Origin of the sequence: Flammeovirga sp. SubArs3, from assembly GCF_947387565.1 — a bacterium.
Classification (GTDB): Bacteria; Bacteroidota; Bacteroidia; order Cytophagales; family Flammeovirgaceae; genus Flammeovirga; species Flammeovirga agarivorans.
The window spans coordinates 629,403-644,316 of record NZ_CANDOA010000005.1 but is presented as its reverse complement, the minus strand read 5'-3'; the positions used below and the strand labels follow the sequence as shown (position 1 = coordinate 644,316).

Below are 14,914 nucleotides of genomic sequence, written 5' to 3'. Positions count from 1 at the left end.
CAGAAAATATTATGAAGAAGATTGTCAGCTTTGGGGAATTATTAATCCGACTTTCATCACCTGGTTATCAGCGTTTACAGCAAGCAAAACAACTGAACATAGATTTTGGTGGAGCTGAAGCAAATGTTGCCGTTTCATTAGCACAGTTTGGTGATCAAGTTTCTTATGTAACGAGAGTACCTGACAATGACATGACGGTGAGTGCATTACGACACTTAAATAGTTACGGAGTATCTACCCAAGATGTTTTATTAGGAGGGGATAGAATGGGACTTTATTTCTATGAAAATGGTTCCAATGGACGAGCAAGTAAGGTTGTTTATGATCGTCAGTTTTCATCTACAGCTACACTTCGAAGAGGAATGATCAATTGGGAAAAGGTATATGAAGGATCCGATTGGTTTCATTGGTCTGGAATTACTCCAGCAATTTCAGAAGGAGCAACAGATGCTCTTCTAGAAGGGTTAGAGTTTGCCCAAGCGAAAGGCTTAACCATATCAATGGATTATAACTTTAGAGGGAATCTTTGGAAGTGGGGAAAAACTGCTGATGAAGTAATGCCCGAACTCATGCAGTTTAATCATGTAATGTCTGGGACTCATCCAGATGTTGATGTATTGGCAGGAGATATAGATGATTACCTTTTTAAAGTTGAAGGGGATAAGATTATGGCACAATACCCCAATTGTAAAATTGTAGTGTTCACCTCTAGGGGAGTAGTATCTGCAAGTCATAATACTTGGAGTGGTGCATTGTATGATGGTGAAAAGGTGTACAGAAGTCAAAAGTATGATATTACACATATTGTAGACCGAGTAGGTGGTGGTGACTCATTTATGGCTGCTTTGATCTATGGTCTTAGAAACCTGAAGAATCACCAAGAAACGATAGACTTTGCAGTAGCAGCATCAGCTATAAAACACACAATTGAAGGCGATCAGAATGTATGCTCTAAAGAAGAAGTCTATCATTTTATGAAAACAAACGGAACAGGAAAAATAGTTAGATAATGAAATTTTCAAGAATCGAAGTAGCTTTAAAGATGAAGCAGACAGGCATTGTTCCTGTGTTTTATCATCAAGATGTTGAAGTAAGTATCAATGTATTAAAAGCCTGTTACGAAGGAGGAGTGAGAGTATTTGAGTTTACTAACAGAGGAGATAATGCTCATGAGATCTTTAGACATTTAATCGAATATAGAAATCAATTTTTACCTGAATTAGCTTTAGGTATTGGTTCTTTGGTTGATGCACCTACAACTGCACTATATATTCAAATGGGTGCTGATTTTATTGTTTCACCAGTGGTGAATGAAGATATGGCAAAGCTATGTAACCGTAGAAAAGTGGCTTGGTGCCCAGGGTGTGGTTCTGTATCTGAAATTTCATTTGCGGAAGAATTGGGTGCAGAAGTGGTAAAAGTATTTCCAGCTACACAAGTGGGTGGTCCAAGTTTTATTAAGGCAGTAAAAGCACCTCAACCTTGGACAAACATTATGCCTACAGGAGGAGTAAAAACTACATTTGAGAACCTGCAGGAATGGTTCAATGCAGGAGCTTATTGTGTAGGAATTGGAGCTCAATTGTTTATCAAGGATGCAGATGGCAACTTTGATTTGAAAAGTATTAAAGAAAAGGTCATCGAATTAAGAGGTTATGTTGATGATTTAACGAATGAATTAAGTGCTGTTTAAATGGTATTGAAGAGACTAAAAATATTATTACTACTTTTTTCTTTTTCTGGTGTAGAAATCAATGCACAGCATACTACACCGAATATCATTCTTATATTATCTGATGATGCAGGGTATGCTGATTTTGGATTCCAAGGGAGTCGGGTCATGTGTACTCCTGCATTGGATCAACTAGCAAAAGAAAGTGTTTCTTTCCCCCAAGCATATGTAGCCGGAGCAGTATGTGGACCTTCAAGAGCTGCTTTGTTAACTGGTAGATATCAGCAACGCTTTGGTTTTGAAGAAAACAATGTTCCGGGCTATATGCAAAATTATTGTATCGAGGATGATCAGATGGGATTGCCATTGGAAGAAAGAACCATTGGTAACTACATGCAGTCTTTGGGTTATACAACTGGGATTATCGGTAAGTGGCATATGGGAAATGATGATGTATTCCATCCATTAAAAAGAGGGTTTGATTTTTTCTATGGTTTTAGAGGAGGTGCTAGAAGTTATTGGCCTTTTTCAGAGGAAAATAAGAATTCAAGAGAAGAGGATTACATGGAAAGGGGGTTCCGAAATTTTGAAGAACCTGACCAATATCTCACAGATGCTTTTACAGAAGAAACCATACAGTTTATAGACGATAATTTAGATACTCCTTTTTTTCTTTTCTTATCCTTTAATGCAGTGCATACACCAATGGATGCGAAAAAGGAAGATTTAGCTCAGTTTCCTACTCTTGAGGGTAATAGAAAGAAATTGGCGGCAATGACTTATGGGATGGATAGAGGGTTTCAGAAAATTTTTGATCACCTAAAGAAATTAGGTATTGAGAAGAATACAGTAATCATTTACACCAATGATAATGGTGGTCCAACAGATGCCAACTCTTCTGATAATTCTCCGCTAAGTGGTACAAAAGCAAGCCATTATGAAGGTGGAATTCGAGTTCCTTTTCTGATGAAATTACCAAATGGATCAAGTCAAGATATATATCAACAACCAATAAGTACTTTAGATATTTTACCCACCTGTTTTGCTTTAGGCGGTGGAGAGGATAAAATTTTAGAAACAATAGATGGTGTAAATCTTTTACCCTATTTACAAAACGCAAACTCTGAGATACCTCATAAAGAACTTTACTGGAAGAAAGAAAATAGAGGAGCCGTTCGATCAGGAAATTGGAAATTTCTCAGATTTCCAGATCGACCTGCCGAGTTATATGATTTATCAAAAGATATTGGAGAAACGAATAATCTAGCTGCTATTTATCCTGAAAAGGTAAAAGAGATGTATCAAATGCTTTTTAATTGGGAAACCACCCTATCCAGACCTAGATGGCAACTACAACGAAAATATGAAAAAGCAGCAATGGAAAGGATAGATAAATATAAGAAAGCAAAGACCAACTAACCACCTAATTTTGACTGATATACCTAAAAATACTCAACCAATTTTTGTATTTCATTAAACTTATATACTTTAGTGACATAAACTTAAAGCTCTTATTTTTTAATTAACAAACTAATGTGTAGACTAATTCTTACCTTTCTATTTATCCTTAGTTTCTCTGTGTCCCAAGCTCAGTATACCTTAACGGATGATGATGTTATAGTGAACGAGCATGGAGCAATTGTATATTGTTCTTATATGGATGGAGGCGAAATCATTATTCCTGATCAATTAGATGGGATGACGATTACCAGTATTGGGAGTAAGTCGTTTAAAGAACTAGGAATTACCAAAGTTCATTTACCTCTAAATGTGATTTCCATTCGAGATGAAGCTTTCGAGGGGAATAAAATTTCGCATCTAGATCTAAATGAAAAATTACAAAATATTGGTTCTTCTGCATTTAGGAATAATCAATTGACCAATATCCTTTTTAATGATGCTTTTGAGGAGATTGGGGCTTATGCTTTTGCAGATAATCATATAGAATCTGTGACTTTTAATGAAGGTTTAGTAACTATCAACGGCTTTTCATTTCAACACAATAAAATAGAAAGCATCAGCTTTCCTTTGGCTATTGAGAAGATTGATCCTACTTTCTTATACAATCAGCAACAACAAAATGATATCCATTCTTTAGAAGGGTGGTATACTGAAGATGCTCCGGAGAAAAGAATAGATCTTACAGTAAATAATCTTCGAGGAAAAACCATCAATTCCAAGTACATTACAGGGAAGTATACCCTTAAAGATGATGATGTATATCTAGATCGAGACGGAGTTTTAATAGGTTGTACTCATGTTGAAGGTAAACATATAATTATACCTTCAGTATTAGATGGAAAGAAAATAACTAAGATAGGGAGCAGTGTTTTCGATCACTTGGATATTGAATCAGTTCAGTTTCCTGAGGGAGTAGTATCTATTGGAGAAAACTGCTTTTTTGGTTCAAATCTAAAAGATATCCAATTCCCTTCTACACTAAAATCAATAGGACATCATGCTTTTTGTGTCAATGATTTAAGGTACTTAGAATTACCAGATTCTTTAGAATCTATTCAATATTATGCTTTTTCAGGGAATCAAATTACTAGTCTAAAGCTTCCTAAGTTTCTCAAAACATTAAGAAACAATGCTTTTTCAGAAAATAACCTTAGACGAGTAGAACTCCCTCAAGGATTGGAATATATCTATAAGAATGCATTCGGGTTAAATAGAGAATTGTCATATATCAGTTTTCCTAAAGGCATGAAATATATTGAGTTTAACTCTTTTGATTATTACTACAATGGAAATGATAATTGGTTCGATAAAAATGATGCACCATTAGAAACGGTATCTATTTCTGATGAAGATCAATTTTTTTGGAGAGAGATGACGTATCCAGAAAATACTATCACTTACCATAATGTTGAAAACTACAATGGTGAGACAGTATATGATCCTGCTTTAGGAATGTCTCTCCTTGAACCTGATCACCCGACTTTAACTTTCGTAGGTTGGTATTCAGATGCTGAGTTCAACTATCCGATAGCATCTATTGAGAAAGGTATGGTCGGTGAAATTGACCTTTATGCTAAATTTGAAAAGTTCTATACGCTGAACTATTATTTCGGTGAAGAGAAGATTAATGAACAGTTGTTTTCAGCTGAAGATCAATTTTCTATCGAACCTATTGCTATAGAAAATCATGAATTTAGGGGGTGGTATACTGATGCTAATTTTACCGAACTAATTACTACCCTTCCTAATGATCCTTTTCAAGATATTGATATCTATGGTCAATATATTCCTAAGGTAACCATCACACTTTATAGTTTTGGTGAGGAGGTAGACGCTTTAGAATACGTTGTGGGAGATGATATTATTTTGCAGACTCTAGAGAAAACGGGGTACGAGTTTAATGGTTGGTATAACAGTGATGAACTGATCAATGAAGTAGATCCTACAGACTTTATCAATGATCAAAATATATATGCAAAATGGAGTATCAATGAATATACGATTACTTACCATTACCCAGACCTAGAGACAGAAATTTATACTGTTGCATCAGTTGGTCAGAAATTACAAATACCTACACGAAAAGGATTTATCTTTAATGGTTGGTTTTTAGATGAAAGTTTAACGCAACAAATCACTAAAATTCAGCAAGGAATGGCTGAAAACATAGAAGTTTTTCCTAAATGGTTAGAAGCCTATGCTCTTCAGGATAAAGATGTTGTTGTAAATGAAGATGGAGTTTTAGTAAGTTGTTCTTATGAGGATGGAGGTACTGTGATTATTCCACCAATTTTGGATGGTGTAGAAATAAAACACATTGGAGACCACTCTTTTTACTATCATTCTTTAACATCTGTAAGTATACCTGAGGGAGTAGAAAGTATTGGAAAACATGCCTTTTATTCTAATCAACTAGAATATTTAGAATTACCCGAAAGTCTTTTAAAGATAGAAGATCATGCCTTTGAACGTAATAAGCTGGTAACAGTTGATCTTCCAGAAAGTCTTATAGAAATCGGTATCCAATCTTTCTATGTAAACGATATTGTGCATGTAGTTTTGCCATCACAATTAGCTAAAGTAGGTGATAAAGCTTTTATGTATAATGAAATCACAGAAGTTCATATCAATGATATCCTTAATGATCTAGGTACCTACGTTTTCGCAAATAATACTATAACCGAAATAGTACTACCTGAAACGATGGAGACAGTACCAGAGGGTATCTTCGATCAAAATAAACTAACATCTGTGGTTCTACCATCCAATATTCAATATATCAATAAAAGGGCCTTTGCGAGTAACCAAATATCGTCATTGATACTACCAAAGGGCATAAAATCTATTGGGGAAGAAGCGTTTACTGGAAATTCACTTGCTAATATAAATTTACCAAATGGTCTAGAATTAATTGCTGATGGAGCATTTAGATCGAATAAGATTAGAGAAGTGATTTTTCCTACTTCGATCCAAAATATTGGACAATTTGCATTTGCGTGGAATTCGATACAGTCTACCGAACTACCCGAAACTATTACAGTGATTGCCGATGGAATTTTCTTGGAGAACCAATTGACAGAGGTGAACCTTCCCCCTTATATCACAAAAATTGGTCATCAAGCTTTTGAGTCAAATGAAATTGAGAAAACTAATATTCCAGAGAGTGTCACTTATATTGGAAACTATGCTTTTCAACAAAATGAACTGAAAAATATTCCTTTTCATGAGAATATTGAATATATCGGTGATGATGCTTTTTCTTGGAATAATATTGAAGAAGTCATATTACCAAGTCACTTGGACTTTCTTGGAGAGAAAGCTTTTAGACGTAATGAAATTACAAAAGTACAGTTTCCTAAAACGGGACTGACCACCATTAAGAATTATACTTTCAGTAGTAATAAAATTGATTCATTAGAGATACCCGAGAATATTGAAACAATTGGGGAATATGCTTTCTATCAAAATGAATTAAGCGAAGTGATTTTCCCATCTTCATTAACAACAATCGAGAGTGATGCATTTGGCAGAAACAGAATTGATTCTGTCAAGTTGCCTCAAAGTTTAGCATTTATTGGAGAAGAAGCTTTTAAGTACAATAGTTTGGAATACGTAGAAATTCCGAGAAGTGTTAAACAGATAGAAAGTTATGCTTTTATGTATAATTGCCTTGATTCCATTTTCATTCCACAAGAGGTAGAAACTCTAGGTTATAATATATTCAGTTTAACTGTCTGTGATGATGAATTAGGGTACGAAGAACAATATTGGTTAGATAAAAATGATGAACAGGTTACGTCTATTCGAGTAACTGGGGAAGATGAGTTTTACTATATACACAAGAATACTATCGATTATGAAATAGAGTATAAATATGTCATCACTGGTTATGGATACGGAGGGACTAAAAAGTTTGAAAATCATCATTGGAAGACGACTTATACCGTAGAAGATGATTTTGAACTAGAATTACCAGAGCAAGAAGCAGGATATACATTTGGAACTTGGCATACTGATTATTACTTCAATCATGAGATTACAAAAATTGAGAAAGGGACTACTGGTAAAAAATATCTTCATATTAGAAAAACACCAATAGACTATTCTATTCAAGTTAATGGGGTGGAAAATTATTATGGAAAAACATCTTATACTATTCTAGATGATTTTTCATTTTCAACACCTAAGAAGGAAGGATATGGTTTCCGAGGTTGGTTTTCTGATGAAGATCTTCAACATGAAATACATGGAATTTCTGAAGGGTCAATGGGGGAGATCAACATCTATTCGAAATGGGAGAAGGAATATAAGCTCACATTTTTGGATGGAGAGGAAGAAGTAGATTCTGAAATATTTTTTAGAGACTCAGAAGTAATAGTTTTACCTACTTCTCTTTCAAAAAAAGGATATGAGTTTAATGGATGGTATACCGATCCATCGTTTACTACAGCTATTACTGAAATACCTAGCGGTTCTACAGGTGATATAGCATTACACTCAAAATGGGAACTAATAGAGTATTCTATTCATTATCATGATGGAAGCACTGATTCTGAAACATATACAGTAGAGACCGATGAGTATTCATTGATAACACCTACTAAACCAGGATATACTTTTGAAGGCTGGTACCTTGATGAAAGTTATACCTCTAAGATAGAAACGATTACCAAAGGGAGTACAGGAGACTTGGATTTATACCCGAAATGGAAGGTAATAGAGTATAGCATTTCTTACAATAATGTGGAGGATTATGATGGGTTATCCATTTACACAATATTGTCAGACAATTATCTATTATCAGATCCTTCTAAGGAAGGTTATTCATTTATAGGTTGGTTTATTGATGATGCTTACACTACTTCAATTTCAGTAATTGAGACAGGAACACTAGGTAATATTGACTTGTATGCGAAATGGGATATTGAAGAGTATACTATTCATTATCATGGAGTGGATGACACAGACCTTCCGAAGGTCTACACCATTGAATCAGAAGATTATCAATTAAAACACCCAGAAAAGCTAGGCTACACCTTTGAAGGTTGGTATTTAGATGAAAGTTATACCTCTAAGATAGCAACGATTACCAAAGGGAGTACAGGAGACTTGGATTTGTATTCAAAATGGGAGATTGTGGAGTATACAATTATCTATAATAATATTGATAACTATAATGGATTGTCTAGTTATACGGTGTTGTCAGATACATACTTACTAACAAAAGCATATAGGGAAGGGTACACTTTTGAAGGATGGTATTTGGACGAATCTTTGACGTCCGAAATCACAGAGATATCTAAAGGCAGTACTGGAAACCTTAGTTTGTATGCAAAATGGAAACTTCAAGATTATAGTATTTACTATCATGACGTTGATAACTTTAATGGTGTAGGTGGTTATAGTCATACAACAGAAACATTCCAATTAGAAGCACCAATTAGAGATGGTTATAGTTTCGTTGGTTGGTACTTGGATCAAGGATATAATAATGCCATAGCTGAAGTTGTACAAGGTTCTACAGGTGATCTTAATTTGTATGCAAAGTGGGAAGAAGTTGAATATCTCATTACATATCAAAATGTCGATACTTATTTGGGTGTAAACAGCTACACTATTAATTCACCTACGATTAGTCTGTCGGATCCATCGAAAAATGGGTATCAATTTGAGGGTTGGTTTGTGGACCAAAATTATACAGATAAGCTGACGTCAATCCCTACAGGCAGTTTAGGAGATATAACACTCTATGCCAAATGGTCATTGATTGAGTATACTATATCCTACGAAGGTGTAGATAATTATAATGGTGTAACCACATATTCGATTGAATCGGAAACGTTTACACTAACTATACCGGAGAATATTGAAGGAGAATTTGATGGTTGGTATACAGACCCCGGGTATCAGAATAAGGTAGACAAAGTAATGAAAGGGACTTATGGTGATTTAGTATTTTATGCCAAGATCAACCCTATTATTAATGATCTCACTGGACTTATATCGCAAGATATTCATTTATATCCTAACCCCAGCTCTAACTATTTCTCTTTAAATATTCATGCTGATAAAGTGTCTATTTACTCCTATCAGGGATTGAAATTGAAAGAGTTTACAGGTAATGATTTCTATGATATTTCTGATTTGGCCACTGGGGTTTACATGGTGTATGTCAAATTGGGAGATATGGTCTTTTCAAAGAAGTTAGTGGTCAACTAACATTAAGTATTTTATAAACAATTAGTTAATACAAAGAAATATCAAAAAGCGAGAAGGTAGTATATCACTTACCTTCTCGCTTTTTTTCATAGATTATTTAAATATTATCGGAGTATAAATTTTCAGTAATATTGAATGAATATTCAGAGTATTTTGAACTATTGATAAATTTGGTCGGGTTTTTGGATTCTTGTTTAGTGTACCCACAATTTCACTGACAATGAAAACATTACGATTAATAATTTTAACGCTTTTAGTATCAATTACTTCATTTGCCCAATCAACTCAATCTCAGCAATGGGATAATAATACTTGTGGCACTTTAAGCTTCTTTAGTGATAGCTTATTATTACATATACCTCAAAATGCCTTTGCAATAGAAGAAGGTGCAATAAAAGGAGAGTTAGATGTTAGAGTAAAACTCTATGCTAATTACTTTGATATGCTTGAAGGAGGTATTCCTATGAAAGATGACCAAGGGATTTATGTTTCTGGAGGTATGTATGATATTGAAATATCTTACAAAAATCAGAAAGTGAAATATATTAAGCCCGTTGAAGTGTCGTATATATCAGATGGTATAGACAAGTTTAATGGTTATGCTTTTAATCAAACATCGAATTCATGGAACAAGTTGGAACAGGATATCTTGGATTATGCGTCTGAAGAATCTCTTAATGACGATTGGGGAGCACTATCTCCAAACTTAGACACTACTGATGATGATTGGGGATCTGATGATATGGATTTCGATGGTTGGAGTACTGAATATACGGCAGTGAATAATTGGTTATACAAGACCATGAATATCACTACCAATGGACTTTATAATTACGACTACCTTGTGGATAATGAGAAACTAGTTGCTTATCAATTACAAGTTGAGGATAAGGAAATTAACAAAGTATATGTTCATTATCAGGATCTAAATACGGTTGTATATTATGATGTAAACGACCAAGGAAGTGTTCAAGAGTTTGCGTTAATAGATACCGACTTATCGAATGTGACGATTTTTACTTTTAAGAAGAAAAATGATACACAGGCGACAATGGGTGAAGTATCTTTAGAAGAAACTTTAAAATTGGATAAGGAAAAAGTAAATGTATTAAAGTTCAAATATTCAACAATTTCGTTAGATAAAAATACCCTAGATCAAAGTCTTTCATCAATATAAAACCCAAAATATTATGAAGTATTTATTATTAGTATTTCAAATAATATTTTCTTTCTCATTGTTTGCTCAGGAGTCTTTGGAAGAAGTACATATCAATACTACTTTCAAAGGGAATGAATGTTATAAATCTTTGGCAGAGACGCTATTAGGAGAGTTAAAGGCCAAAAATATTCAAGCATTCTTACCCTTAAATAAAACAAAGCCTACTTCTTTTAGAAGTTTGTCGTATCAACTTAGAGGATGGGGGAATGTCAATTCTAACCCTCAAAAATCTATTTGTGATCCTTATGCTGAGATAAACGATATGGCTTATCTTTTTAATCAGGATTACATCTTACTGTACGATGATTCAAATAAGATGCTGGACAAGACAATTGAGCCAATTTATATTCAATTTATTATTGCTCCAGAATATTCTCAAACGGGCTTAGAAGTATATGGTCCTGTTTTTTCTTATCAGGAAATAAAGGAAACAAAAATAAAGTTGAAAGATACAGACCTGTTTATTAGTGATTTAATTACTAATAGAAGATTTCAAGGTTATAAAATAGATGACAAAGGAAATACTATTCCGATGTGGACACATTAATTACATTGTACCTATAATTTTTATATGAGGAACTGATCTTAAAAAATAAGATCAGTTTTTTATTATAAACATAAGTCGCAACTTGCAACTAATAAATTGCAAAATAAAAAGTGATGCTCAAGAGAACACCACTTTAATCAATTATTGTTTTATCAACTTAACAATTGATGGTTGATCATCTACGTAAACGTAGACCATGTAAAGACCAACTTGAAGTTGCGAGATATCAAAAGTATTACCTCTTGAAAATTCACAAACTTGTTGTCCTGACATGTTGTAAATAACGAGATGATCAATGCTGTTAGTAAATGAAATGAATTGGTTAGAAGGATTCGGATAAAATGCTATTTGCTCTGTAGGAGCGATACTACTAATGATATCATTATCATCAGATGTTGCTTCTTCCCACTTTGCATAGACGTTTATATTTTCTGTAGTTCCAGTTGCGATGCTTTCAATAGGAGTCAAAAGTTGTTCATCACTATACCATCCCATAAAAGTATAATCATCCCTTTCTGCATCTTCAAAGTAGATCTCTTCTTGGAATGTAAATGAATTAGGATTGTCATGATCATAACCATTATGGTAGGTGATCAAGTATTCTGTTAGACTCCATTTGGCATACAAAGATAAATCACCCAGTTGATGATTATCTATATCAAAGGAAGTAGTAAAATCAGCATCTGTATACCAACCGTCGAATGTATACCCTTCGATGGTTGTTTCATTAATTTCTAGAGGGTTGGATACCGTATAATAAGTTGACTTATTAAACGTCATCTCGTCATATAAAACGACTTGATAGAAAATCTCTTCTGTTCTAAATGCTAATGTATAATCGTACTGTAAATTATTATATGTCTTTTGTTCAAAAGTAAATTGATGTCCCTCTGGCATATCATCTTGTGATGGAGTAATAGTAATACTACTACCTTTCAGTACTTGAAGTTCAAAAGATGTATTCTGCTCCAACACTTCATTAATACTACCATCAATTGTCAATGTTGTTGCAAAAGGAAGGGATACAGAAATGTACGAGTAATCACTATCAAAAGTAGCTTCAATATTGAATTTATAATCTGTATCAGCTGTAATAACTACATATACTTTTTGCCCTTCGGTTAATCCATCTATGTTTAGCTCAACCTGATCAGAAGAAGAGCTTTCAGGATTGTAAAAACCTAAGTCTCCATATTCATTTGTATCACAATTATTTTCAGAATATACATCAATGTAGATATCAGTATCTGAAATTATCGTAAGTTCTCCATCACTTGGAATGGTAAATTCATAGAACTTTGCATTGTTGGAAACGATCAATTCCTGAGTATCCAAAGTCAATTCAGCAAGAGATTCACAACTTAAGCCAGCATCATCTGTAAAACCTATCTCAAAGTTATAGCTCTCGCTATTGTTATCGTTCAAAAATCTCAGATAATAGGTTTCTCCTTCAGTAACTGTTGTTGTAATAATTGATTGAAGTCCCATGTCATTGTCTGATGAATTGATTGCTCCATCATTAGGATCACAATCATTATCAAGAACAATGTAAGTGTCTATCCCTTCGGCATGACCTGCAGTACTGATAAATAGTTCACCCGATCTTTCTGCAGTATATGAGAAGTAATCTGTATCTTCAGTATTGTCTGCCATATAAACCCCTGCTGAGGTTAATGCTGTAATTTCGAATTGATCACAAGTGATAATTTCTTCAAAAGAGATATCAAAGTTGTGGTTTCCTCCACCATATGTATTGGCCCATTGGAAAAAGATGACATCACCCGGTTCACCTGAATGTGTGAATGTAGAGGCAGATCCGCAGGTGTCATCATAATTTTCTGGGGTAGCCTCGCAGCTTGTATATAGATTAAGGTCAGTATCAACATTATTATCACATGAAGAAACAGTGACCTCACCATATTTTGTGAAAGTGTAAGAATACCATTGTGCTTCAGAAGCTGAAAAATCAACTGCATTTTCGCCTTCAATACCAACAATTGGTTGATCACATGAATAACCTTCTGTGAAGTCTAATTCGTCTACTAGTGCTGTGTATTCATCATAATTATTCTCTACATTAATAAACTTAATGTAGAAGGTATCATTTGTTTCTGCTTCAATAAAAACTTCACTTTTAGTAGAACTACAGTTTTGTTCAGTAGTATTGACTAAAGCATCACAGCTATTTTTATACACTTCAAAAGCAGTTTCAACAGCGAGTTGATTATTTAACCCACAAGTTGATACTCTGAGTAAACCATCTTGTGTGGCTGTATATTGATACCAAGCGTCTCCATTACTTTCAATATGATTGATAGTAAACGAGCCAGTATTATCTAACGTTGTGGCTGTTTCACAAGAAGATGCACTATTGATATCATTATAATAATCAAGTAATGTCGCATAAGCATCGGCCATACCTGCACCATGAAATGCATCATGTCCTTCTCTATCCTCATTACTTCTACCAATCTCATCTACAGCATTTTTTTCTAGATAATAGAGTGCCTTGGAAAGTGAGAAATCAGGATCTCCCAAACCCTTCATTAACGCAATGATTCCAGCAATTATTGGTGCTGCTTGAGAAGTACCCGACATGGTAACATAACTGGTATTCGAAGTATGAGATAGACCAACTATTCCATTACCCGGAGCTGAGATATCAATATGATTACCATAACTACTACCGCCTCCCCACAAGAAAGGACTTGCTCTTGTTCCATCATAAGATAGAGCACCTACTGATACAACATTATTTAGTCCGGCAGGGTAGGAAGTGGTGCTATTGTTGGAGTTGCCCATAGAAGCAACAATGATAACGTTATTTTCTACTGCATAATCTACCGCATCTTGCATAGCTGCAGAGTAACCTGTACCACCTAAAGACATATTAATGACATCTGCACCATTATCTACTGCGTAATAAATCGCTTGAATCCAATCAGAATACCAACCAGAACCTGATGAGTTAAGTACTTTAAGCGTCATCAATTTACAATTCCAGTCAACTCCTGCCATCATATTGTTATTATTACCATTGGCTCCAATGATACTAGTTACATGTGTTCCATGTCGGTGGTCGTCTGTTGGGTCTGCATCTCCAGCATCTCCTTGGTGACCGACGTTAATCATATTATAGCCATAGATATCGTCGATAAACCCATTGTTATCATCATCAATACCATTGTAGGGAATTTCATCTTCGTTGACCCATAATCGGCCATCAAATTCGGGGTGATCTAGCTTAAGACCGGTGTCTAAAGTGGCTACAGTAATGGTTCCACTACCTTTAGTAATACTCCATGCTTCAGGCATGTTGATATCAATACCTGCTACACTATTATTAATTGAGCCATCATTAGATAGAGACCATTGATTAGAATACCCAGGATCGTTGGGAATTACCTCACCTAGAATTTCTCCTTGTTGATCTTCTTCAATAAATTCATACAGACCTGATGCATACAAGTCCATAATCTTATCTTGAATATTTTCATCATTATCAAATTCAAGCACCACCAATTCGGCCTTCTTTCCTTGAGCGGATGATTTATGACGAAGTAACTTACCTTTAAAAGTTCTCTGGTTGCCATGTTGTATGGGATTGCTTAACACTACAGAATTCTGAACAACTTCAGCATCTGTTGTTTTTTTAAGTTTAGCAATTAAAGTAACCTTTTCCTTATCTGTTTTAGCTTTAACATTAGTGGCATATTGAGCAGTACAATTTAAAGCAAACAATAGGAGTAGTATAGTAAAAAATGCGTTAAGTATTTTCATTAGTATAAATAGCAAA

7 protein-coding genes are annotated in these 14,914 nt (G+C 34.4%); 6 read left to right on the top strand and 1 reads right to left on the bottom strand.

Annotated elements, in window-relative coordinates:
• Positions 1–11 precede the first annotated feature (11 nt).
• The 6 genes from QL232_RS16950 to QL232_RS16925 all read left to right on the top strand — a co-directional run bounded on the left by QL232_RS16950 (position 12) and on the right by QL232_RS16925 (position 11,118).
• A complete protein-coding gene (locus QL232_RS16950) occupies positions 12–1,010 on the top strand; it encodes a sugar kinase (RefSeq protein WP_281615040.1) in 999 nt (332 codons plus the stop codon).
• Positions 1,010–1,693 (top strand): bifunctional 4-hydroxy-2-oxoglutarate aldolase/2-dehydro-3-deoxy-phosphogluconate aldolase, encoded by a 684-nt coding sequence (locus tag QL232_RS16945; RefSeq protein ID WP_281615039.1) that lies wholly within the window; start codon positions 1,010–1,012, stop codon positions 1,691–1,693. The genes QL232_RS16950 and QL232_RS16945 overlap by 1 nt, the downstream gene beginning before the upstream one ends.
• Complete coding sequence (locus QL232_RS16940; protein WP_281615038.1) at positions 1,694–3,091, top strand: sulfatase-like hydrolase/transferase; 1,398 nt, start codon at positions 1,694–1,696, stop codon at positions 3,089–3,091.
• Positions 3,092–3,205: 114 nt separating this feature from the next.
• Positions 3,206–9,352, top strand: a complete 6,147-nt coding sequence (locus tag QL232_RS16935) for a leucine-rich repeat protein (RefSeq protein WP_281615037.1) — start codon at positions 3,206–3,208, stop codon at positions 9,350–9,352.
• Between the two features lie 220 nt (positions 9,353–9,572).
• Positions 9,573–10,529, top strand: coding sequence for a hypothetical protein (locus QL232_RS16930; protein WP_281615036.1), 957 nt, complete (start codon positions 9,573–9,575; stop codon positions 10,527–10,529).
• Between the two features lie 13 nt (positions 10,530–10,542).
• Positions 10,543–11,118 carry a hypothetical protein gene (locus QL232_RS16925; protein WP_281615035.1) on the top strand — a complete coding sequence of 192 codons (576 nt, stop codon included), beginning with the start codon at positions 10,543–10,545 and terminating at the stop codon, positions 11,116–11,118.
• A 141-nt stretch (positions 11,119–11,259) separates the two neighbouring features.
• Here the strand turns inward: QL232_RS16925 and QL232_RS16920 are convergent, their stop codons facing one another.
• Positions 11,260–14,898 (bottom strand): S8 family serine peptidase, encoded by a 3,639-nt coding sequence (locus QL232_RS16920; protein ID WP_281615034.1) that lies wholly within the window; start codon positions 14,896–14,898, stop codon positions 11,260–11,262.
• Positions 14,899–14,914: the final 16 nt, after the last annotated feature.